Source organism: Bacillus cereus group sp. Bc010, assembly GCF_027716745.1.
Lineage (GTDB): Bacteria > Bacillota > Bacilli > Bacillales > Bacillaceae_G > Bacillus_A > Bacillus_A pacificus.
Genome location: NZ_JAQFUY010000029.1, coordinates 14,125 through 37,967, shown reverse-complemented (window position 1 = coordinate 37,967; position 23,843 = coordinate 14,125). Strand labels below are relative to the sequence as shown.

The window sequence follows — 23,843 nt, the reverse complement described above, 5'->3', positions numbered from 1 at the left end:
ATTATTTTCCTCCTTCCTCAGAAGCTTTCTTTTTTGTAGGAAGGACTTCTCCACGGTAGATCCATACTTTTACGCCTAATTTACCGTATGTTGTATCAGCTTCAACTGCTGCATAGTCAATATCAGCGCGAAGTGTATGAAGTGGAACAGTTCCTTCACTGTAAGATTCTGCACGAGCGATATCAGCTCCGCCAAGACGACCAGAAACCTGTGTTTTAATACCTTTAGCACCTGCACGCATAGCACGTTGAATAACTTGCTTTTGTGCACGACGGAATGATACACGGTTTTCTAATTGACGAGCGATGTTTTCGCCTACTAATTTAGCGTTAAGATCAGCTCTCTTAACTTCTAAAATGTTGATGTGTACACGCTTGCCTGTTAATTGGTTAAGAGCTTTACGAAGTGCTTCAACTTCAGTACCACCTTTACCAATTACCATACCAGGTTTTGCAGTGTGAATTGTAACATTTACACGATTTGCTGCACGTTCGATTTCTACTTTAGCAACAGCAGAATCTTTTAAGCGTACATTAATGTACTCACGGATTTTGATGTCTTCATGTAATAATGTAGCGTAATCTTTCTCAGCGAACCAACGAGATTCCCAGTCACGGATAACGCCGACACGAAGACCAATTGGATTAACCTTTTGACCCATCGATTATCCCTCCTTCTTTTCTGATACCACAACTGTGATGTGGCTTGTGCGTTTGTTAATTTGGCTTGCACGACCCATTGCACGTGGACGGAAACGTTTTAACGTTGGACCTTCGTCAACGAAAACTTTCTCAACAACTAAGTTGTTAATGTCCATTTCATAATTGTGCTCTGCATTTGCGATTGCAGATTTTAAAACTTTTTCTACAACTGGAGAAGCAGTTTTTGGTGTGTGGTTAAGGATAGCAATCGCTTCACCCACTTGCTTACCTCGGATTAAGTCTACAACTAAACGAACTTTACGAGGAGCAATACGAACTGTTCTCGCTACTGCTTTAGCTTGCATTGAAGTGCCTCCTCTCATTATCTTCTAGTTTTCTTATCGTCAGCATCATGACCTTTATACGTACGAGTTGGTGCGAATTCACCTAACTTGTGGCCTACCATGTCTTCAGTAACATATACAGGTACATGTTTACGACCGTCATATACAGCGATTGTGTGACCGATGAACTGAGGGAAGATCGTTGAACGACGAGACCAAGTTTTAACAACTTGCTTTTGCTCAGTTTCATTTAGCTTTGCAATTTTACTCATTAAATGATCATCGACAAATGGTCCTTTTTTCAAGCTACGAGCCATTTTGGTGCCTCCCTTCGTGATTGCCGTACGGTTCTTAAAGTGAACCGTACTACAATCCCATTATTTTTTACGACGACGAACGATGAATTTGTCAGACGCTTTGTTTTTCTTACGAGTTTTGAATCCAAGAGTTGGTTTACCCCATGGAGACATTGGAGACTTACGTCCGATTGGTGAACGTCCTTCACCACCACCGTGTGGGTGATCAACTGGGTTCATTACAGAACCACGAACAGTTGGGCGCTTACCTAACCAGCGAGAGCGACCAGCTTTACCGATCTTGATAAGTTCGTGTGACTCGTTACCAACTTGACCTACAGTTGCACGACAAGCAGATAATACAAGACGCACTTCACCAGAAGTTAAACGTACAAGAACGTATTTACCTTCTTTACCAAGTACTTGTGCAGATGTACCAGCAGAACGAACTAATTGTCCACCACGACCTGGTTTAAGCTCGATGTTATGAACAACAGTACCTACTGGAATGTTGATTAATGGTAATGCGTTACCGATTTTAATGTCAGCTTCAGCGCCAGACATAATTTCCATACCTACTTCTAAGTTCTTAGGAGCAAGAATGTAACGTTTTTCACCGTCAACGTAGTTAATTAATGCGATATTCGCAGAGCGGTTTGGATCATATTCGATCGTAGCAACGCGTCCTGGAATTCCATCTTTGTTACGTTTGAAGTCGATGATACGGTATTGACGCTTATGTCCGCCACCTTGATGACGTACAGTGATTTTACCTTGGTTATTACGACCAGCCTTTTTGCTTAAAGGAGCAAGTAAAGACTTTTCGGGTCTGTCAGTCGTGATTTCAGCGAAATCATTCGTAGTCATGTTACGACGACCGTTAGTAGTTGGATTATACTTTTTAATTCCCATCTCAATTTCCCTCCTTCTTTAGTAAGAATTAAACGCCTTGGAAGATTTCGATTTCTTTGCTGTCAGCAGTTAGCTTAACGATTGCTTTACGACGACGGCTAGTAAAACCAGCGTGACGACCAACGCGTTTTGCTTTCGGCTTGTAGTTCATGATGTTCACTTTTTCTACTTTAACACCAAAGATCGCTTCTAGAGCATCTTTAACTTCTGTTTTATTAGATTTAACGTCCACATCGAACGTGTATTTTTTTTCAGCCATCATTTCCATAGAACGTTCAGTGATAACTGGGCGCTTAATGATATCACGAGGATCTCTCATTATGCAAGCACCTCCTCTACTTTTTCCACTGCCGCTTTTGTCATGATTAGCTTATCATGATGAAGCACGTCTAAAACGTTTACGCCATCAGCAGTGATTACTGTTACTCCAGGGATATTGCGAGCAGATAACTCTACAGATTCGTTTGCATCAGCAGTTACGATAAGAGCTTTCTTCTCAACAGTTAATCCTTTAAGTACTGCTAGCATATCTTTTGTTTTTGGTGCATTTAACACTAGGTCTTCAAGAACTACAATGTTGTTCTCAACTACTTTAGTAGCTAATGCAGATTTGATTGCTAAACGACGAACTTTCTTAGGAAGTTTGTACGCATAGCTTCTTGGTGTAGGTCCGAATACCGTACCACCACCACGCCATTGAGGAGAGCGGATAGACCCTTGACGAGCACGTCCAGTTCCTTTTTGACGCCATGGTTTACGACCACCACCGCGAACTTCAGAGCGAGTTTTTACTTTGTGTGTACCTTGACGTAAAGATGCACGTTGCATCATTACAGCTTCGAAAAGTACAGCTTCATTTGGTTCGATACCGAAAATAGCTTCAGCTAATTCGATTTCACCAACCTGTGAACCAGTTTGGTTATATACAGTAACTTTTGGCATTGGAATTCCTCCTTCCTATTGTGAATTATTTGCTAACCTTCACAGCGCCTTGAACAACTACAAGAGATTTCTTAGCACCTGGAACGTTACCTTTTACTAGTAATAAGTTGCGCTCAGTGTCAACTTGAACGATTTCTAAGTTTTGGATAGTAACTTGGTCTCCACCCATACGTCCAGCAAGTTTTTTGCCTTTGAATACACGGTTCGGAGCAACTGGGCCCATTGAACCTGGACGACGGTGATAGCGAGAACCATGAGACATAGGTCCGCGAGATTGTCCGTGGCGTTTGATAACACCTTGGAAACCTTTACCTTTAGAAATTCCTGTTACATCAACGATTTCACCTGCAGCGAATACGTCAACTTTTACCTCTTGACCAACCTCTAATCCGTCCACGTCTGCATCGCGGATTTCGCGAATGAAGCGCTTAGGAGTTGTAGATGCTTTAGCAGTGTGGCCTTGTTCAGGTTTGTTAGTTAACTTTTCACGCTTATCTTCAAATCCTAACTGAATTGCGTTGTAGCCATCAGTTTCAGTTGTTTTCTTTTGAAGAACAACGTTTGGATTAACAGCGATAACTGTTACTGGGATTAACTCACCGTTCTCAGCAAATACTTGAGTCATACCGATCTTTCTTCCTAAGATTCCTTTGGTCATGAGTTACACCTCCTACATTTTTAAGTTATATAAATTATAGTTTGATTTCGATATCTACACCAGATGGTAAGTCTAAACGCATTAATGAATCTACTGTTTGTGGAGTAGGACTCACGATGTCGATTAGACGTTTGTGCGTGCGCATTTCGAATTGCTCACGAGAATCTTTGTACTTATGAACAGCACGAAGAATTGTGTAAACAGTTTTTTCAGTTGGTAATGGGATCGGACCAGAAACTGTTGCCCCAGAACGCTTAGCTGTTTCTACAATTTTCTCAGCTGACTGATCAAGAATACGGTGATCGTAAGCTTTTAAACGGATACGAATTTTTTCTTTTGCCATTATTTTCCCTCCTTCGTTCGCCTATTTCTAAAATAGACCTTCTCCATGGAAATTTCCTCACACCATGCCATGGCAAAGCGGCCGGGTGTGTCAGCAACCTTCCACTTCATCGCAGTCAAAGACCAACATTGTCTATTATACAATGTTATTCGTCTAGATGCAAGCATCTTTTTGTTTGCATCTGCTTTTCTCTACTTTTGCTATTATACATGGCACTTTAAAGAATTTCAAGTTTTCATCTAGCAGAATTCATTTTACAGTTTCTGGATTTCGGTTTTGATGATTTTACATTACTATAGAAGAAACTCGTCAAAATATGAAACAATCATTTTGTTCATTATATAAATGCAAACAAAAACCCCAAGGGAAAATCCCTCGGGGTTTTTTATATCAGTTAAGATTACTCAACGATAGTAGCAACTACGCCGTAACCTACTGTACGTCCACCTTCACGAATAGAGAATTTAGTTCCCTCTTCGATAGCGATTGGAGCGATAAGTTCGATAGTCATTTCTACGTTGTCACCAGGCATTACCATTTCAGTACCTTCTGGTAATTGGATGATACCAGTTACGTCAGTTGTACGGAAGTAGAACTGTGGACGGTAGTTAGCGAAGAATGGAGTGTGACGTCCACCTTCTTCTTTAGATAATACGAAAACTTCAGCTTTGAATTTAGCGTGAGCTTTTACAGAACCGCTTTTTGCAAGTACTTGTCCACGTTGGATGTCTTCACGAGCAACCCCACGAAGTAAAGCACCGATGTTGTCACCAGCTTGAGCTTGGTCAAGAAGTTTACGGAACATTTCTACACCAGTTACAGTTGTAGAAGCATTTTCTTCAGCAAGACCGATGATTTCTACAACGTCACCAACTTTAACGATACCGCGCTCAACACGACCAGTAGCAACTGTACCACGACCTGTGATAGAGAATACATCCTCTACAGGCATTAAGAATGGTTTGTCAGTTTCACGTTCTGGAGTTGGGATGTAAGCATCAACTTCAGCCATTAATTCAATGATTTTTGCTTCCCAATCAGCTTCTCCTTGAAGAGCTTTAAGAGCAGAACCTTTGATTACAGGAATGTCGTCGCCTGGGAATCCGTATTCAGATAATAGGTCGCGAACTTCCATTTCTACTAATTCTAATAATTCTTCGTCGTCTACCATGTCGCATTTGTTTAAGAATACAACGATGTAAGGTACACCTACTTGACGAGAAAGAAGGATGTGCTCACGAGTTTGAGGCATTGGGCCATCAGCAGCAGATACTACTAAGATACCGCCGTCCATTTGAGCAGCACCAGTGATCATGTTTTTAACATAGTCAGCGTGACCTGGGCAGTCAACGTGTGCATAGTGACGAGTTTCAGTTTCGTACTCAACGTGTGCAGTTGAGATTGTGATACCGCGCTCTCTTTCTTCTGGAGCAGCATCGATTTGATCGTATCCGCGTGCTTCAGCACCACCAGCTTTTGCAAGAACTGTAGTGATCGCAGCAGTTAATGTAGTTTTACCATGGTCAACGTGGCCGATTGTACCGATGTTAACATGGGGTTTAGAACGTTCGAATTTAGCTTTAGCCATTCTAAATTCCTCCTTAGTTTATATAGGTTATTTTATATTTAGTCTAGAAGGCGAAACTTGCGTCCCACTTTCTAAGCTTACATAAGTAGTTATACTTGAACAATCGATAAAAATCAATTATTCACCTTTATTTTTTTTGATAATTTCTTCAGAAACAGACTTTGGTACTTCTTCATAGTGGTCAAACACCATAGAGAATGTTCCGCGTCCTTGAGTGTTAGAACGTAATGACGTTGCATAACCGAACATTTCAGAAAGTGGAACCATAGCGCGAACAACTTGAGCGTTACCGCGAGCTTCCATACCTTCTACACGTCCACGACGAGATGTTACGTCACCCATAATGTCACCCATGTACTCTTCAGGAATTACAACTTCAACTTTCATCATTGGCTCAAGGATTACTGGGTTACATTTAGAAACCGCAGCTTTAAGTGCCATAGATGCAGCGATTTTGAACGCCATCTCAGATGAATCGACATCATGGTAAGATCCGTCAACTAATGCAGCTTTAATGTCTACTACTGGATATCCAGCAAGTACACCATTTTTAAGTGCATCTTCAAGACCTGCGCCTACAGCTGGGATGTATTCACGTGGAACAACACCACCGACGATCTTGTTTTCGAATTCGAATCCTTTACCTTCTTCGTTAGGTTCAAACTCAATCCAAACGTGTCCGAATTGTCCACGTCCACCAGATTGACGAGCGAACTTACCTTCAACTTTCGCAGCAGAGCGGAAAGTCTCACGGTATGCTACCTGAGGAGCACCAACGTTTGCTTCAACTTTGAACTCACGGCGCATACGGTCAACGATGATATCAAGGTGAAGTTCACCCATACCAGCGATGATTGTTTGGCCAGTTTCTTGGTCAGTGTGAGCACGGAATGTTGGATCTTCTTCAGAAAGCTTAGCTAATGCTGTACCCATTTTATCTTGGTCAGCTTTAGATTTTGGTTCGATAGCTACAGAGATAACTGGCTCTGGGAATTCCATAGACTCAAGGATAACAAGGCTCTTCTCGTCACAAAGAGTATCACCAGTAGTAGTATCTTTTAAACCTACAGCAGCAGCGATGTCACCAGCGTAAACTGTTGAGATCTCTTCACGGCTGTTAGCGTGCATTTGTAGGATACGACCTACACGCTCACGCTTACCTTTAGTTGAGTTTTTCACGTATGATCCAGAGTTTAACACACCAGAGTACACACGGAAGAACGTTAACTTACCAACATAAGGGTCAGTCATGATTTTGAATGCTAATGCTGAGAAAGGCTCTTCATCGCTAGACTTACGTTCTACTTCTTCATCTGTATCAGGAACGATACCTTTAATAGCAGGTACGTCTAATGGAGATGGTAGGTAGTCGATAACTGCGTCTAACAGAATTTGAACACCTTTGTTTTTGAATGCAGAACCACAGATTACTGGGAAGAATTCTACAGAAGTTGTAGCCTTACGGATACCAGCTTTAAGCTCTTCTACAGTGATTTCTTCACCTTCTAGGTACTTCATCATCATTTCTTCATCTAGCTCAGCTACCGCTTCGATAAGTTTTCCACGGTATTCTTCAGCTAGTTCTTTGTGCTCTTCAGGAATCTCAACACGTTGAATGTCTGTTCCTAAATCGTTACCGTACATGTAAGCACATTCTTCAACAAGGTCAATGATACCATTGAACTCATCTTCAGCACCGATTGGTAACTGAATTGGATGTGCGTTTGCTTGTAAACGATCGTGGATTGTTCCTACAGAGTATAAGAAGTCCGCACCAATCTTATCCATTTTGTTAACGAATACGATACGAGGTACGCCATAAGTAGTAGCCTGACGCCAAACAGTTTCTGTTTGTGGTTCAACACCAGATTGTGCATCAAGTACTGCTACCGCGCCATCAAGTACGCGTAAAGAACGTTCTACTTCTACTGTGAAGTCTACGTGACCTGGAGTGTCAATGATGTTTACACGGTGACCTTTCCATTGTGCTGTAGTTGCAGCAGAAGTAATTGTGATACCACGCTCTTGCTCTTGCTCCATCCAGTCCATCTGAGATGCACCTTCGTGAGTTTCACCGATTTTATGAATACGTCCTGTGTAGTACAGAATACGCTCAGTAGCTGTTGTTTTACCAGCATCGATGTGAGCCATGATACCAATATTACGAGTGTTTTCTAAAGAGAACTCTCTTCCCATTTGGTGTCTTGCTCCTTCCATATATGGATTGGATTTTTTATTTTAAGTAGCAAAAAAGCCACTTTATATTGTTACATATGTCAGTATGTCCAGTACTCTCATTATGTAAAACGAGCGCCATTGAAAGGGAGAGGCATTCTCCCTCTCCACACTTCCATAAGCGACAAATAAAGCGGTCTATGCTTACATTTATTTTACGTTGTATCCTACCAACGGTAATGAGCAAATGCTTTGTTAGCTTCTGCCATTTTATGAGTGTCTTCACGTTTCTTAACAGATGCACCAGCGTTGTTAGCTGCATCTAAGATTTCGTTAGCAAGACGCTCTTCCATAGTTTTTTCACCACGAAGACGAGCGTAGTTTACTAACCAACGAAGACCTAAAGTTGTACGGCGTTCTGGACGAACCTCAACTGGAACTTGGTAGTTAGCACCACCAACACGACGAGCGCGTACTTCAAGAACAGGCATAATGTTCTTAAGAGCTTGCTCGAATACTTCCATTGGCTCTTTACCAGTACGTTCGCTTACGATATCGAACGCATTATAAAGAATTGTTTGAGATTTACCTTTTTTACCGTCAACCATCATTTTGTTGATAAGGCGTGTTACTAGCTTTGAATTGTACATTGGATCTGGTAACACGTCACGTTTTGCAACAGGTCCTTTACGAGGCATATTGAGTTCCTCCTTTCATTAAAAAGTTATTATTTCTTAGCCGCTTTTGGCTTTTTAGTACCGTATTTAGAACGGCCTTGCATACGCTTGTCAACACCAGCTGTATCAAGCGCACCACGAACGATGTGGTAACGTACCCCTGGTAAGTCTTTTACACGACCACCGCGAATTAATACTACGCTGTGCTCTTGTAAGTTGTGACCGATACCTGGGATGTATGCTGTTACCTCAATACCATTTGTTAAACGAACACGAGCATATTTACGTAACGCTGAGTTTGGTTTCTTTGGAGTCATTGTACCAACACGAGTACATACACCACGTTTTTGAGGTGCAGAGATATCAGTTGATTTTTTCTTTAAAGAGTTAAAACCTTTGTTTAACGCAGGTGATTTAGATTTCCATACTTTATCAGTACGACCATTTCTCACTAATTGGTTAATAGTAGGCATTTGATTATCCTCCCTTCGCATGTTTGTATGACCACATATCCAGGTGGTTCATTATTAGTTGAAAACAAAGTTTTTGCAAGGGAGAGCAAATGCTCTCTCCTCACAAAAACAGTTTTAACTTATTATTCCTATTGCTGAAGCTCCCACTTGAATCCCCGCAACTTTTCCAAGTTTACGAACTGATTCAACTTTTGTTATGGGTATGTTATGTTGCAATGCAGTACGAATGATAACATGGGTTAACCGCATATCAGCATCTTCTGCAATGACAACTTCTTTAACTATACCATTTTTGATTGCTTCCAATGTACGTTTATGACCAACGACCACATTTTCAGCATTTGACACTTTTTGATAAGACATATAAATATCCTCCAAAGCATCGTTCAGGAGCAACCTTGCTTATAGTAACATTTTGACTCATACAATGTCAACTAGGATTAACTGTTTTTATACAAAATTTACGACGGAAAATTTTACTGTTCCACATAAACTTCATCGTTTTCTACATTCATGTCATCTTGTGTTGTTTTAACAAGATCCACTTTGCGATAACGATTCATACCTGTTCCAGCAGGAACAAGTTTACCGATAATAACATTTTCTTTCAATCCTAGAAGCTCATCACGTTTACCCTTAATTGCTGCATCAGTTAAGACACGAGTTGTTTCTTGGAACGATGCTGCAGATAAGAATGAATCTGTTTCAAGTGAAGCTTTTGTAATACCAAGTAGAACAGGTCTAGCTGTTGCTGGTTGTTTACCTTGTAGTAACACCTTCGCATTTGCATCAGTAAACTGATGGATATCTAGTAATGTTCCTGGTAATACATCTGTTTCACCTGCATCACTTACACGAACTTTGCGTAACATTTGGCGTACCATTACTTCTACGTGTTTGTCACCAATTTCTACCCCTTGCATACGGTATACTTTTTGAACTTCACGTAATAAGTATTCTTGAACTGCCGTAATGTCCGTTACTTTTAGTAATTCTTTCGGATCAATAGAACCTTCTGTTAACTCTTTACCGTGGCTAATTTGCTGTCCTGGAATTACTTTCAGACGAGCACCGTAAGGAATAGCATACGTACGAGTTTCAACTTCACCCTGTACAACTACTTCTTGGCGATCTTTAACATCGTTGATCGCTGCGATAACACCGTCGATTTCACTGATAACTGCCTGACCTTTCGGATTACGAGCTTCGAAGATCTCTTGGATACGAGGTAAACCTTGAGTGATATCATCTCCGGCAACCCCACCTGTATGGAACGTACGCATCGTTAACTGTGTACCTGGCTCACCGATAGATTGAGCTGCGATAATACCTACCGCTTCCCCTACCTCTACGTCTGTTCCAGTTGCTAAGTTACGACCGTAACACTTCTTACATACACCGTGGCGAGTGTTACACGTGAACGCTGAACGAATGTTTACAGTTTCAACACCCGAATTTTCAACGATATGAGCGATATCTTCAGTAATTAATTGATTTTCAGCAACTAATACTTCACCTGTTTCAGGATGTTTTACAGTTTTTCTTGCAAAACGTCCAACAAGACGATCATATAATGACTCGATAACTTCATTACCCTCTTTAATCGCACCAATTAATAAACCACGATCTGTTCCACAATCATCTTCACGAACGATTACATCTTGTGCAACGTCAACAAGACGACGTGTTAAGTAGCCAGAATCGGCAGTTTTCAGTGCTGTATCGGCAAGACCTTTACGCGCACCATGCGTAGAGATGAAGTACTCAAGTACTGTTAAACCTTCACGGAAACTTGATTTGATTGGAAGTTCGATGATACGACCAGATGGATTGGCCATCAGACCACGCATACCAGCAAGCTGAGTAAAGTTCGATGCGTTACCACGGGCACCGGAATCACTCATCATGAAGATTGGGTTGCGTTTATTCAAGGATTTCATCAGTTTTCCTTGGATAACATCTTTTGCATTACTCCAAATAGAGATAACGCGATCGTAACGTTCTTCTTCCGTGATTAAACCGCGACGGAATTGTTTAATTACATTATCTACTTTTGCTTGTGCTTCGTGGAGAATTTCATCTTTTTCACCTAATACAAGAATGTCAGATACCCCAACTGTAATACCAGCTTTTGTAGAGTACTTGAATCCTAAGTTTTTCATACGGTCAAGCATGCGAGACGTTTCTGTAATTTTGAAACGTTTAAACACTTCCGCAATGATGTTACCAAGGATTTTCTTGCTGAATGGCGCCACTTCTTCGCGACTAGCAATAATCTCTTTAATGTTCGCACCTTTTTCAACGAAATATTTCGCTGGTGTTTCTTTTTCAAGGTTTGAATTTGTTGGTTCATTAATATAAGGGAACGACTCTGGTAAGATTTCGTTAAATATTAATTTACCAACTGTTGTTAATAGAAGCATACTCTTTTGCTCTTCAGTAAATGTTGCGTTGTTTACTGCGCTTGCAGCTACTGCAACACGTGTATGAAGATGTACATATCCATTTTGGTATGCAAGTAATGCCTCGTTCGCATCTTTGAAGACCATACCTTCACCGATTGCACCTTCACGCTCAAGTGTTAAGTAGTAGTTACCTAATACCATATCCTGAGATGGAGTAACAACTGGTTTACCGTCTTTCGGGTTCAAGATGTTTTGTGCCGCTAACATAAGAAGACGAGCTTCTGCTTGTGCTTCTGATGATAAAGGTACGTGAACGGCCATTTGGTCACCGTCAAAGTCCGCGTTGTATGCAGTACATACAAGTGGGTGAAGACGGATTGCGCGACCTTCTACTAATGTAGGTTCAAACGCCTGAATACCAAGACGGTGAAGTGTTGGTGCGCGGTTTAGAAGTACTGGATGTTCTTTAATCACAGATTCTAAAACGTCCCAAACTTCAGGTTGTACACGCTCGATTTTACGTTTCGCACTCTTAATGTTGTGTGCTAATCCTTTTTCAACTAACTCTTTCATTACGAAAGGTTTGAACAGTTCAAGCGCCATCTCTTTTGGTAATCCACATTGGTACATCTTTAAGTTCGGTCCTACAACGATTACAGAACGACCAGAGTAGTCAACACGTTTACCTAATAAGTTTTGACGGAAGCGTCCTTGTTTACCTTTAAGCATGTGAGATAGTGATTTTAATGGACGGTTACCTGGTCCAGTAACTGGACGGCCACGACGACCATTATCGATTAATGCGTCTACAGCTTCTTGTAACATACGTTTTTCGTTCTGAACGATAATGCTTGGTGCACCTAAGTCCAATAGACGTTTTAAACGGTTGTTACGGTTAATTACACGACGGTATAAGTCGTTTAAGTCAGAAGTAGCAAAACGTCCACCATCTAACTGTACCATTGGGCGTAGTTCTGGTGGGATTACTGGTAGAACATCTAAGATCATCCAAGATGGCTCATTTCCAGAGTTACGGAATGCTTCTAATACTTCTAGACGTTTAATAGCACGAGTACGGCGTTGTCCTTGTGCTGTTTTTAATTCTTCTTTTAAGAAGTCTACTTCTTTATCTAAATCGATGTCTTGTAATAGCTTTTTAATCGCTTCTGCACCCATAGCAGCTTGGAATGTGCTACCATATCGATCACGATATGCACGGTATTCTTTTTCAGAAAGTAATTGCTTCTTATCAAGTGGTGTATCTCCACTTTCTGTTACAACATAAGAAGCGAAATAAATTACTTCTTCAAGCGCGCGAGGGGACATGTCTAAGACAAGTCCCATGCGGCTCGGGATACCTTTGAAATACCAAATATGAGATACAGGAGCAGCTAATTCGATATGACCCATACGTTCACGACGCACTTTCGCACGCGTTACTTCAACGCCACATCGATCACAAACTACACCTTTATAACGTACACGTTTGTATTTTCCGCAATGACATTCCCAGTCCTTTTGTGGTCCGAAAATACGCTCACAGAACAAGCCATCTTTTTCAGGCTTTAACGTACGATAGTTAATTGTTTCTGGTTTCTTAACTTCACCGTATGACCAAGAACGAATCTTGTCAGGTGAAGCAAGTCCAATCTTCATATATTCAAAGTTATTTACATCTATCAAGGGGCCTACCTCCCTTTTAGTCTACAGGTTATCCCAATTATTCCTTAGTTGTCTCAACTTCGACATTCAATTTGTCTGCTGATTGATGATCATCGTCATCTTCCGTATCACGCATTTCAATTTCTGTATCGTCGCTAGACATCATTTTAACGTCCATACCTAAACTTTGCAGCTCTTTAATCAATACTTTGAATGATTCAGGAACGCCTGGTTCTGGAACATTTTCGCCTTTAACAATTGCTTCATACGTCTTAACACGTCCAACAACATCATCAGACTTCACTGTTAAGATTTCTTGAAGAGTATAAGCAGCACCATAAGCTTCAAGTGCCCAAACCTCCATCTCACCGAAACGCTGTCCACCGAACTGAGCTTTACCTCCAAGAGGCTGCTGCGTTACAAGTGAGTATGGTCCAGTAGAACGAGCATGAAGTTTATCGTCAACCATGTGCGCAAGTTTGATCATATACATGACACCAACAGATACACGGTTATCGAATGGTTCACCAGTACGTCCGTCATACAGGATTGTTTTCGCGTCATTTGCCATACCAGCTTCTTCAATTGTGCCCCAAACATCTTCCTCACGAGCACCATCGAATACTGGTGTTGCAATGTGAATGCCAAGGTATCTTGCTGCCATACCAAGATGAAGCTCTAATACCTGACCGATATTCATACGAGATGGTACCCCTAATGGGTTTAACATGATATCGATTGGCGTACCGTCTGGTAAGTAAGGCATATCTTCTTCTGGTAAAATACGAGAGATAACACCTTTGTTACCGTGACGTCCGGCCATCTTGTCACCTTCAGAAATTTTACGTTTTTGAACGATATATGCACGCACAAGTTGATTCACGCCTGGTGGCAATTCGTCGCCATCTTCACGGTTGAATACTTTTACGTCTAAGATAATACCGCCACCACCGTGTGGTACACGTAGTGATGTATCACGTACTTCACGCGCTTTTTCTCCAAAGATAGCATGTAATAGACGTTCTTCAGCTGTTAATTCTGTTACACCTTTAGGTGTTACTTTACCAACAAGTAAATCTCCATCTTTTACTTCCGCACCAACGCGAATGATACCGCGCTCGTCAAGGTTGCGTAATGCATCTTCCCCAACGTTTGGAATGTCACGTGTAATTTCTTCTGGTCCAAGCTTCGTATCACGAGCTTCTGACTCATATTCTTCAATATGAATAGAAGTGTACACATCATCTTTTACAAGGCGCTCACTCATAATGATCGCATCCTCGTAGTTATAACCGTCCCAAGTCATGAAACCAACAAGCACGTTACGTCCAAGTGCTAGTTCACCTAATTCCATAGAAGGACCATCCGCAAGGATTTCACCTTTTACAACTTCATTTCCAACACTTACGATTGGACGTTGGTTGTAGCAAGTTCCTTGGTTAGAACGAATGAATTTTTGCATTTTGTAGCGATCTAAGTCGCCTTTTACTGTTTGACCGTCAACTTCTACATATCGACGTACCCAAACTTCACGTGCTTCTACTCGTTCAACAATACCAGGGTGTTTACAGATTACTGCAGCACCTGAGTCTTTTGCTGATACGTACTCCATACCTGTACCTACAATCGGAGATTCCGGATTCATTAACGGAACCGCCTGACGTTGCATGTTCGCTCCCATAAGTGCGCGGTTAGAGTCATCGTTTTCTAAGAACGGAATACAAGCTGTCGCTGCCGACACTACTTGTTTTGGTGATACATCCATGTAGTCGATGCGTTCTTTATTTGTGACAATGTTTTCACCACGGAAACGAGCTACGATATCTTCATCAAGGAATTCTCCTTCTTCAGATAATTTCATATTCGCTTGGGCTACAACATAATTATCTTCTTCATCTGCTGTTAAATAATCAACATGCCCTGTTACAAGACCAGTTTCTGGGTCAACACGACGGTATGGTGTTTCAATGAAACCAAACTCATTTACTTTCGCGAACGAAGATAATGAGTTAATCAAACCGATGTTTGGTCCCTCTGGTGTTTCAATCGGACACATACGACCATAGTGAGAGTAGTGAACGTCACGTACTTCAAAGCCTGCGCGCTCACGCGTTAAACCACCAGGTCCTAATGCAGATAATCTTCGTTTGTGAGTTAACTCTGCTAACGGATTTGTTTGGTCCATGAACTGAGATAACTGAGAACTTCCGAAGAACTCTTTAATAGATGCAATAACAGGACGAATATTAATTAATGCCTGTGGTGTAATTGCATTTGTATCTTGGATCGACATTCTCTCACGAACAACACGTTCCATACGAGAAAGACCGATGCGGAATTGATTTTGTAATAGTTCTCCAACAGAACGCAGACGACGGTTTCCTAAGTGGTCGATATCATCTGTATCCCCTACTTTATATAGTAGGTTGAAGAAGTAACTGATAGAAGCAAGGATATCACCTGGTGTGATGTGTTTTACATCGCGAGTAATATTTGCATTACCAATTACGTTAATTACGCGCTCGCCTTCTGACTCAGGAGCATAAATCTTAATAGATTGCAGCTCAACATCGCCTTCTACCACTCCACCCATTGGTTTCGCTGTTTTGAATCCAATGTTTTTCTCTAAGTAAGGTAAAATGCGATCAAGTGTACGACGATCTAAGATTGTTCCTTCTGCCGCTAAAATTTCACCAGTTTCTGGATCCACTAATGTTTCAGCTAAACGTTGATTAAACAATCTGTTTTTAATGTGTAACTTTTTGTTGATCTTGTAGCGACCTACATTTGCTAAATCGTAGCGCTTTGGATCAAAGAAACGAGACACAAGTAAGCTCTTAGCATTTTCTACTGTTGGTGGTTCACCAGGACGTAGGCGCTCATAAATTTCAAGCAATGCTTTTTCTGTGCTATCTGTGTTGTCTTTTTCTAATGTGTTGCTTAAGTATTCGTTATCACCTAAAAGCTCGGTGATTTCTTGATCAGAGCCAAACCCTAATGCGCGTAACAAAACAGTTACAGGAAGTTTACGCGTACGGTCAATACGCACATATACAACATCCTTAGCATCTGTCTCATACTCTAACCAAGCTCCGCGGTTTGGAATTACAGTAGCAGTAAAACCACGTTTTCCGTTTTTATCCACTTTGCCACTATAGTATACGCTTGGAGAGCGAACTAACTGGGAAACGATAACACGTTCTGCACCGTTAATTACGAATGTTCCAGTCTCTGTCATGAGTGGGAAATCTCCCATGAACACATCTTGTTCTTTTACTTCACCAGTTTCCTTGTTGATTAGACGCACTTTTACACGAAGTGGTGCTGCATACGTCACATCACGCTCTTTGCATTCGTCTACAGAGTATTTAGGTTCACCTAAGCTGTAGTCGATAAATTCAAGCGATAGATTTCCCGTAAAGTCTTCAATCGGAGAAATGTCTTGGAACATTTCTCGCAAACCCTCATCAAGAAACCACTGATAAGAAGAGGTTTGAATTTCGATAAGATTTGGTAACTCTAATACTTCACTAATACGGGCATAACTTCTTCGTTGGCGGTGGCGTCCGTATTGAACTAGTTGACCTGTCAACTGCTTCACCCCTCAAATCATGAGTATTATAAATGCACAAAAAAATTTGTGCAAAATCACAAATAAATACAACTACTGCTATTTAGCGTAGTCTTTTTTCTCTTAAAGATAAATACGTTGAGTCTTTCTACCTGTTCAAAAAAGAAAAATGGCTTCTATAAGAAAACCATCATTCTGTTTCATAATCTGCTGATTTTACTATCTTTTCCAAGAGAAACAAAAATATACATCTTTCTCAACGCAGAAAATCATATATTGGCATTGTATAATGTTAACATAGCCAAAAATAACCGTCAACGTTTTTTTGATTTTATGATATAATATCCTTTTTTCTTTTCTACAACTTCGACTTCAGAAAACACTTCTTCTAGTTTCTTCAGCGCAGATGGTGCACCTTGTTTCTTTTGAATAACAATCCACAACTCTCCACCTGGAACTAAATGTTCTACAGCTTTTTCTAAAATCTCATGCACGATATCTTTACCTGCACGAATTGGAGGATTAGATAGAATAGCAGCATACATACCATCTACATTTTCATAGACGCTACTTTGAAAAATGTGCACATTTCCAATTCTATTGTTAGCGGCATTTTCTTTTGCAAGCTCAAGTGCCCTTTCATTCACATCCACCATGTGAACTTTACGGTCTTGAAACTCTTTCGCCAACGATAAACCAATTGGTCCATATCCACAACCTACGTCTAATATGTCACCTTTAATATCTGGCACTTGAAACGCTTCAATTAAAAGACGAGAACCAAAGTCCACTTCGTTTTTCGAGAACACCCCACGGTCAGATAAGAAAGTAAATTGAGATCCACGAAGCGTAAATTCCCATCGCTTACGATCACTTTTACTAGAAGGGTCGTTAGAAAAATAATGGTCTGCCATATGGCCACCTCTTTTCTTTACAGTTAAAAAAAAAGCTCGCATGAGAGCGAGCTTTTTTTAAAGCATCAAAAGTTAATTACTTAACTTCTACAGCAGCGCCAACTTCTTCAAGTTTAGCTTTGATTTCTTCAGCTTCTTCTTTAGCAGCAGCTTCTTTGATTACTTTTGGAGTGTTGTCAACTAATTCTTTAGCTTCTTTTAAGCCAAGACCAGTGATTTCACGAACAACTTTGATAACTTTGATTTTTTGTGCACCAGCGCTAGTTAGTTCCACATCAAATTCAGTTTTCTCAGCAGCAGCTTCTCCAGCGCCACCAGCAACAGCTACAGGAGCAGCAGCAGTTACGCCGAATTCTTCCTCGATAGCTTTTACTAAGTCGTTAAGTTCTAATACAGTCATAGATTTAACTGCTTCAATGATTTGTTCTTTAGTCATTGTAAATATCCTCCCTTAAATAGGTTTGTATTGTTTTATCGATAATACGTAATTATCTTTTAAAAAATTAAGCGCCTTGCTCTTCCTTTTGGTCTGCAACTGCTTTAGTAGCAAGTGCAAGGTTACGGATTGGAGCTTGAAGAACGCTAAGAAGCATAGAAAGTAAGCCTTCACGTGATGGAAGAGTAGCGATAGCTTTAACCTCATCAAGTGTTACAAGTTTACCTTCGATTACGCCCGCTTTAATTTCTAAAGCTTCATGATCTTTAGCGAAGTCGTTTAATACTTTCGCAGGAGCAACTACATCCTCGTTACTGAACGCGATTGCGTTTGGTCCTGTTAAGAATTCATTTAACTCAGCCATTTCAGCAGATTCTGCAGCACGACGAGTTAGAGAGTTTTTGTAAACTTTGAACTCAACGCCAGCTTCACGTAATTGCTTACGTAATTCTGTTGCTTCAGAAACTGTTAAACCACGGTAGTCAACAACGATTGTAGATTTACTAGCGCGAAGTTTGTCCGCGATTTCAGTTACAACTTGTTGTTTAGTTTCGATTACTTTGCTCATGTTATTACACCTCCTGTAGATTATATAGAAGATGTACCGAAAGTGCACTAAAAACCTCCATGCCCAACTTGTAGACATGGAGGCATATAGTCACAGAAAAAAATTCCGCTTCGTATATTAACACCTAGGTAGGAAATTAAGTCTATTGACACCTACTGTCTACGGTACACTAATTAAATTCACAACATAAATGATTATATTAAAACTTCTTTATGAAGTCAACTTCCAAAATTTACGCTAATGTAGAAACGTCTACACGTACGCCAGGTCCCATTGTAGAAGCAACTGTTACGTTCTTCATGTAAGTACCTTTTGCAGCAGCTGGCTTAACTTTTTGTAAAGTGTCAGCGATTGTTCTGAAGTTTTCTACTAATTTAGCATCTTCGAAAGATACTTTACCGATTGGAACGTGGATGTTACCAGCTTTATCAACGCGGTATTCAACTTTACCAGCTTTGATTTCGTTAACAGCTTTAGTTACATCGAAAGTAACTGTTCCAGTTTTAGGGTTTGGCATTAAACCTTTAGGTCCTAATACGCGACCAAGTTTACCAACTTCACCCATCATGTCAGGAGTTGCTACTACTACATCGAAATCGAACCAACCTTGTTGGATTTTACCGATGTAATCAGCATCGCCTACGAAGTCAGCTCCAGCAGCTTCAGCTTCTTTAGCTTTTTCACCTTTAGCGAATACTAATACACGTTGTACTTTACCAGTACCGTGTGGAAGAACAACTGCACCACGGATTTGTTGGTCAGCTTTCTTAGGGTCAACACCTAAACGGAATGCAGCTTCTACAGTTGCATCAAATTTAGCTGTGTTTGTTTTCTTTACTAATTCTACTGCTTCTGTTGCAGAGTAAGCAGCTGCACGATCAACAAGCTTTGCAGCTTCTACGTACTTTTTACCTCTTTTAGCCATTTTTATTTCCTCCTCGAATGTGGTTTTAGCGGAATAACCTCCCACGTTTACGCTTATTTTCAGGTATAACCTGAGGATGCGCGCCACCCATTTATTTAAAAACGATAATCATTTACGATAATAAAGGTTGCGAATTGGAATTCCAGACCCGCAACCTTTTTTTAAAAAACAAATCGAATTAGTCTTCGATAACGATGCCCATACTGCGTGCAGTACCTTCAACCATACGCATTGCAGCTTCTACGCTAGCAGCGTTTAGGTCAGGCATTTTAGTTTCAGCGATTTCGCGTACTTTATCACGCTTAACAGTTGCCACTTTATTACGGTTTGGTTCACCAGAACCAGACTCAATACCAGCTACTTTCTTAAGAAGAACAGCAGCAGGAGGAGTTTTAGTAATGAAAGTGAATGAACGGTCCTCAAATACCGTAATTTCAACAGGGATGATAAGACCAGCTTGATCTGCTGTACGAGCGTTAAACTCTTTACAGAAGCCCATGATGTTAACACCTGCTTGTCCTAATGCTGGACCAACTGGTGGAGCTGGGTTAGCTTTACCTGCAGGAATTTGAAGCTTTACCATTTTAATTACCTTTTTAGCCACGAGACACACCTCCTTAAGTCCGTGATGTGGTCAATTGGACAGTGATTTGCCCTCCCACGTCATATTTTATCTCTAAGGATAAAATCTTTCAAAAAACGTCTCCGATAACGAAGACGTACTGACTTAAAAGATATTATCACTTTTTACAATTCATTTCAAGTTTCATTTTATAATTTTTCAATTTGATGGAAGTCAAGTTCAACTGGAGTCTCGCGACCAAACATGTCCACAAGCACGCTAACCTTCTTCTTCTCCACATCAATTTCTTCGATAGCACCTGTATAATCTGCGAATGGCCCCTCATTTACACGTACTGTCTCATGAAGTTCAAAGTCGAAATCAACCACCTCGTTGTCCATTCCCATATGTTTCATAATGGTAACAACTTCCTCTTCTAATAGAGGTGATGGTTTAGATCCAGAACCAGAAGAACCAACGAATCCAGTTACACCTGGTGTGTTACGTACAACATACCAAGAGTCATCAGTCATGATTAATTCTACTAATACATAACCTGGGAACACTTTTCTTTTCATTAATTTTTCTTTACCATTTTTCATTTCTACTTCTACTTCTTCCGGGACAACAACACGGAAAATTTTATCTTGCATACCCATTGATTCTACACGTTTCTCTAGGTTTGCTTTTACTTTATTTTCATATCCAGAATAAGTATGGACAACATACCAACTTTTTTCCATTCATTTAGGACGAGCGTCCTTCCCTCCCTGACGTACATTTTTTTGCGCAAATGAAAAAACCCGTTCACCGGGCTTTTACACAGTTCTTATAAATAACATTATATCATGGATAAGTGCTTCTTATTCAAGAATTAACCAAGAATTAACCGAATTAAAGAAGAAATGCCCATATCAACAACTGCGAAGAAAATCGCAAAGAAGACAACTGTAGCGATAACAGTCGCTGTTGAACGGAGTAATTCATCTTTTTTAGGCCAACTTACTTTTTTCATTTCGCGACCTACATCGCCGAAAAAGTTCGTTAAACGCATCTACGGGACCTCCAGTGTATTATTTCAATTATTTATTTTGTTTCCTTGTGAACTGTATGCTGATTGCATGTTTTACAAAATTTCTTTATTTCAAGTCGCTCTACTGAGCTCGTATCTTTCATCGTAGAGTAGTTTCGATTTTTACACTCTTCACATGAGAGTACAACTTTTTTCCTCATTAGTTACACCAACCTTGTAACATTATGTCCCTAAAAATGTATCATACAATAAAAGACAATGTCAATGTCATGCCTTTTGTACTCCCTACAAAAAGAAAACAGGTGATTTTTACACCTGTAGTACTTGTTATGAATTTAAAGTGGTACTCTCTCGCATTTCCATATATCGTTCCAATTTCCGCTTCACCCTCTGTAAAGCGTTATCAATAGATTTCACATGTCTATTTAACTGTTCCGAAATCTCTTGATAAGAACGGCCGTCTAGATATAAAGAAAGCACTTTTCTTTCTAAATCGCTTAATAATTCAGATATTTTAGATTCTATGTCTGTATATTCTTCCTGACTTATAATCATTTCTTCAGGATCAGTTACCTTCGCTTCCGAAATAACATCTAATAATGTCCGATCAGATTCCTCGTCATAAATCGGTTTATCTAAAGACACATATGAATTTAACGGAATATGCTTTTGCCTGGTTGCTGTTTTAATAGCGGTAATAATTTGTCGAGTGATACACAGTTCAGCAAATGCTTTGAATGAAGACAGCTTGTCCTCCTTATAATCACGAATCGCTTTAAACAATCCAATCATACCTTCTTGAACAATATCTTCTCGATCGGCACCCACTAAGAAATAAGATCTCGATTTCGCGCGAACAAAGTTCTTATATTTGTGAATCAAATATTCTAGAGCGTCAGTATTACCTTTTCGAACTAACTCAACGATTGCCTCATCTTCTAAATCACGAAATGTAACGTCGCCTACACTTACGAAGCCTGCTTCCACTTTGATCCCTCCGACCGCTATTTATTTAGCAATATTATACAGTAAAAAGACAAAGAGCGTCAATGCTTCAACGCTCTCCTCTTCTTAATTTTTCTAACTTTTCTGTAATATCTTTACTAAATATCTTTCGCATGGCGGGTTGCTTTTCTTTTGTGTCTTGTGTACGCCTTCTTACTTGTTGCTCCATCGCTTGTACTTCCAACTCTAATTCCCGCGCAGATTTCCGGAGCGCACCTTGAGCAAATATAACCCATTGTTCCGTATAATCAGAAGTTGCAACATATATTTGCGTATTTATATTTCTAAGTTCAATCGCAAGTTGCTCTATCTTTTCATCTGCCGTTTGATTCTTCCTCGTGAATATAACTTCCACACGCGATTGTTTCATCTTTTTTTCAATACCGTGGACTGTATACGCATCAAAAACTATCATTACCTTTGTCCCTGTGTAACCTTGGTAATCCGCCATCTTATCAATCAGTGCATCTCTTGATGACTGCAAATCTACATCCCGTAGTTTCTTCAAGTCTCCCCAAGCTCCAATAATGTTGTAACCGTCAACGATTAAAATATCGTTCATTTTTTATTTACCAATTTCGTTACGTTTACGATATACCTCATACATTAACAAACTTGCGGCCACTGAAGCATTTAAGGATGTAACTTTACCAACCATCGGTAAAGTAATTAAGAAATCACATTTTTCACCAATAATACGACTCATACCTTTTCCTTCACTTCCAATTACTAATCCAATTGGCATTTTACCATCTAAATTACGATAATCCGTTTTCCCTTTTGCATCTGTACCAGCAATCCAAAGTCCACGTTCTTTTAATTCATCGATTGTACGAGATAAATTCGTTACGCGTGCAACAGGAATATATTCAATTGCCCCAGTAGATGCTTTCGCAACTGATGCAGTAAGTCCCACAGCTCTTCTTTTCGGAATTATAATTCCATGAGCCCCTGTTGCGTCCGCAGTACGCATAATAGAACCTAGGTTATGCGGGTCTTCAATTTCATCTAGAATTAAGAAGAACGGATCTTCGTTACGCTTCTCTGCTACTTTAAATAGATCTTCTAGCTCCGCATATTGATATGCGGCCACTTGAGCAATTACACCTTGATGGTTCCCCTCAACTAATTGATCTAACTTCTTTTTTGGTGCATGTTGCAAAATAATTTTATTTTCTTTCGCTAGTGCTAGTACAATTTGTACTTGTCCTTTGGCAGCACCTTCTGCGATCCAAATTTTATTAATATCTCTCCCTGATCGTAACGCTTCAATTACAGGGTTACGTCCGATAATATATTCACTACTCATGATGATGTGCCCCCTTCCTTTTCTTCTAGAACAGCAATTGCCTTATATACAATTTCGTCTAATCTTTCACGATTATTTAATAAGTGATGATAGCCAATTAACGCTTCAAAGGCTGTACTATGTCGATATGTTTGTACATCTGTATTTTTCGGAACAGTACCTGAATTTGCATTACGCCCTCTTCTTAGTACTGCCTCTTCTTCCTCAGTTAAAAATGCTGTCTCTAATAAATGATAAACAACTTTCGCCTGTGCTTTTGCCGAAACAAAGCTTGTCCCTAATCGATGCAACTGATTAGGACGAACCTTCCCTTTTTGAAGTAGGTGATAGCGGATATATTGTTCATATACCGCATCACCCATATATGCTAACGCTAAGCTGTTTAATTGCTTTGCATCAATCAT

Annotated in this window: 27 protein-coding genes and 1 other annotated feature; all 27 genes read right to left on the bottom strand. The window is 40.2% G+C overall.

Features of this window, described 5'->3' with window-relative positions; all coding sequences use genetic code 11:
• Position 1: 1 nt before the first annotated feature.
• The 27 genes from rpsC to PDQ68_RS22700 all read right to left on the bottom strand — a co-directional run bounded on the left by rpsC (position 2) and on the right by PDQ68_RS22700 (position 23,843).
• The gene (rpsC, locus tag PDQ68_RS22830; RefSeq protein ID WP_000529956.1) at positions 2-661 is read right to left on the bottom strand and encodes a 30S ribosomal protein S3; all 660 of its coding nucleotides are present in this window, start codon (positions 659-661) and stop codon (positions 2-4) included.
• Between the two features lie 3 nt (positions 662-664).
• On the bottom strand, positions 665-1,006 hold the full coding sequence (gene rplV, locus PDQ68_RS22825; protein ID WP_001148024.1) for a 50S ribosomal protein L22: 342 nt from the start codon (positions 1,004-1,006) through the stop codon (positions 665-667).
• 17 nt (positions 1,007-1,023) lie between these two features.
• On the bottom strand, positions 1,024-1,302 hold the full coding sequence (gene rpsS, locus PDQ68_RS22820) for a 30S ribosomal protein S19 (RefSeq protein ID WP_000124453.1): 279 nt from the start codon (positions 1,300-1,302) through the stop codon (positions 1,024-1,026).
• Between the two features lie 60 nt (positions 1,303-1,362).
• Positions 1,363-2,193: a 50S ribosomal protein L2 gene (gene rplB, locus PDQ68_RS22815; protein ID WP_000511580.1), complete on the bottom strand. Its 831-nt coding sequence runs from the start codon at positions 2,191-2,193 to the stop codon at positions 1,363-1,365.
• 28 nt (positions 2,194-2,221) lie between these two features.
• Positions 2,222-2,512, bottom strand: coding sequence for a 50S ribosomal protein L23 (gene rplW, locus PDQ68_RS22810; RefSeq protein WP_001205558.1), 291 nt, complete (start codon positions 2,510-2,512; stop codon positions 2,222-2,224).
• On the bottom strand, positions 2,512-3,135 hold the full coding sequence (gene rplD / locus PDQ68_RS22805; protein ID WP_001127258.1) for a 50S ribosomal protein L4: 624 nt from the start codon (positions 3,133-3,135) through the stop codon (positions 2,512-2,514). The genes rplW and rplD overlap by 1 nt, the downstream gene beginning before the upstream one ends.
• Positions 3,136-3,160: 25 nt before the next feature.
• A complete protein-coding gene (gene rplC / locus PDQ68_RS22800; protein ID WP_061183206.1) occupies positions 3,161-3,793 on the bottom strand; it encodes a 50S ribosomal protein L3 in 633 nt (210 codons plus the stop codon).
• A gap of 34 nt (positions 3,794-3,827) precedes the next feature.
• Positions 3,828-4,136, bottom strand: coding sequence for a 30S ribosomal protein S10 (gene rpsJ / locus PDQ68_RS22795; protein WP_001040596.1), 309 nt, complete (start codon positions 4,134-4,136; stop codon positions 3,828-3,830).
• Between the two features lie 400 nt (positions 4,137-4,536).
• On the bottom strand, positions 4,537-5,724 hold the full coding sequence (gene tuf / locus PDQ68_RS22790) for an elongation factor Tu (RefSeq protein ID WP_001029615.1): 1,188 nt from the start codon (positions 5,722-5,724) through the stop codon (positions 4,537-4,539).
• Positions 5,725-5,841: 117 nt separating this feature from the next.
• The gene (gene fusA, locus PDQ68_RS22785) at positions 5,842-7,920 is read right to left on the bottom strand and encodes an elongation factor G (protein ID WP_000532231.1); all 2,079 of its coding nucleotides are present in this window, start codon (positions 7,918-7,920) and stop codon (positions 5,842-5,844) included.
• 206 nt (positions 7,921-8,126) lie between these two features.
• On the bottom strand, positions 8,127-8,597 hold the full coding sequence (gene rpsG / locus PDQ68_RS22780; RefSeq protein WP_001137493.1) for a 30S ribosomal protein S7: 471 nt from the start codon (positions 8,595-8,597) through the stop codon (positions 8,127-8,129).
• Positions 8,598-8,626: 29 nt separating this feature from the next.
• Entirely contained in the window at positions 8,627-9,049 is a 423-nt protein-coding gene (gene rpsL, locus PDQ68_RS22775; RefSeq protein WP_001142340.1) for a 30S ribosomal protein S12, read from the bottom strand.
• Between the two features lie 114 nt (positions 9,050-9,163).
• Positions 9,164-9,412 (bottom strand): 50S ribosomal protein L7ae-like protein, encoded by a 249-nt coding sequence (locus PDQ68_RS22770; RefSeq protein WP_000121830.1) that lies wholly within the window; start codon positions 9,410-9,412, stop codon positions 9,164-9,166.
• Positions 9,413-9,525: 113 nt separating this feature from the next.
• Positions 9,526-13,137, bottom strand: coding sequence for a DNA-directed RNA polymerase subunit beta' (gene rpoC / locus PDQ68_RS22765; protein ID WP_000567938.1), 3,612 nt, complete (start codon positions 13,135-13,137; stop codon positions 9,526-9,528).
• A 37-nt stretch (positions 13,138-13,174) separates the two neighbouring features.
• Positions 13,175-16,708, bottom strand: coding sequence for a DNA-directed RNA polymerase subunit beta (rpoB, locus tag PDQ68_RS22760; RefSeq protein WP_000147554.1), 3,534 nt, complete (start codon positions 16,706-16,708; stop codon positions 13,175-13,177).
• Between the two features lie 293 nt (positions 16,709-17,001).
• Positions 17,002-17,601 (bottom strand): class I SAM-dependent methyltransferase, encoded by a 600-nt coding sequence (locus PDQ68_RS22755; protein ID WP_000763282.1) that lies wholly within the window; start codon positions 17,599-17,601, stop codon positions 17,002-17,004.
• Between the two features lie 76 nt (positions 17,602-17,677).
• Positions 17,678-18,037: a 50S ribosomal protein L7/L12 gene (rplL, locus tag PDQ68_RS22750; protein WP_000159736.1), complete on the bottom strand. Its 360-nt coding sequence runs from the start codon at positions 18,035-18,037 to the stop codon at positions 17,678-17,680.
• Between the two features lie 67 nt (positions 18,038-18,104).
• On the bottom strand, positions 18,105-18,605 hold the full coding sequence (gene rplJ, locus PDQ68_RS22745; protein WP_000048716.1) for a 50S ribosomal protein L10: 501 nt from the start codon (positions 18,603-18,605) through the stop codon (positions 18,105-18,107).
• Between the two features lie 39 nt (positions 18,606-18,644).
• Positions 18,645-18,788, bottom strand: a sequence feature (ribosomal protein L10 leader region).
• Between the two features lie 49 nt (positions 18,789-18,837).
• Positions 18,838-19,530: a 50S ribosomal protein L1 gene (gene rplA, locus PDQ68_RS22740; protein WP_002020168.1), complete on the bottom strand. Its 693-nt coding sequence runs from the start codon at positions 19,528-19,530 to the stop codon at positions 18,838-18,840.
• A 178-nt stretch (positions 19,531-19,708) separates the two neighbouring features.
• Positions 19,709-20,134 carry a 50S ribosomal protein L11 gene (gene rplK, locus PDQ68_RS22735; protein WP_001085872.1) on the bottom strand — a complete coding sequence of 142 codons (426 nt, stop codon included), beginning with the start codon at positions 20,132-20,134 and terminating at the stop codon, positions 19,709-19,711.
• Positions 20,135-20,301: 167 nt separating this feature from the next.
• A complete protein-coding gene (gene nusG / locus PDQ68_RS22730) occupies positions 20,302-20,835 on the bottom strand; it encodes a transcription termination/antitermination protein NusG (RefSeq protein WP_000415794.1) in 534 nt (177 codons plus the stop codon).
• 131 nt (positions 20,836-20,966) lie between these two features.
• The gene (gene secE, locus PDQ68_RS22725) at positions 20,967-21,146 is read right to left on the bottom strand and encodes a preprotein translocase subunit SecE (protein WP_001241321.1); all 180 of its coding nucleotides are present in this window, start codon (positions 21,144-21,146) and stop codon (positions 20,967-20,969) included.
• Positions 21,147-21,178: 32 nt separating this feature from the next.
• Positions 21,179-21,325, bottom strand: a complete 147-nt coding sequence (gene rpmG / locus PDQ68_RS22720; protein WP_002070160.1) for a 50S ribosomal protein L33 — start codon at positions 21,323-21,325, stop codon at positions 21,179-21,181.
• Between the two features lie 127 nt (positions 21,326-21,452).
• Positions 21,453-22,112 (bottom strand): RNA polymerase factor sigma-70, encoded by a 660-nt coding sequence (locus PDQ68_RS22715; protein WP_000387198.1) that lies wholly within the window; start codon positions 22,110-22,112, stop codon positions 21,453-21,455.
• 67 nt (positions 22,113-22,179) lie between these two features.
• Positions 22,180-22,692, bottom strand: coding sequence for an NYN domain-containing protein (locus PDQ68_RS22710; protein ID WP_000997883.1), 513 nt, complete (start codon positions 22,690-22,692; stop codon positions 22,180-22,182).
• Between the two features lie 3 nt (positions 22,693-22,695).
• Positions 22,696-23,439 (bottom strand): 23S rRNA (guanosine(2251)-2'-O)-methyltransferase RlmB, encoded by a 744-nt coding sequence (rlmB, locus tag PDQ68_RS22705; RefSeq protein WP_000093759.1) that lies wholly within the window; start codon positions 23,437-23,439, stop codon positions 22,696-22,698.
• Positions 23,436-23,843 (bottom strand): Mini-ribonuclease 3, encoded by a 408-nt coding sequence (locus tag PDQ68_RS22700; RefSeq protein ID WP_000564261.1) that lies wholly within the window; start codon positions 23,841-23,843, stop codon positions 23,436-23,438. The genes rlmB and PDQ68_RS22700 overlap by 4 nt, the downstream gene beginning before the upstream one ends.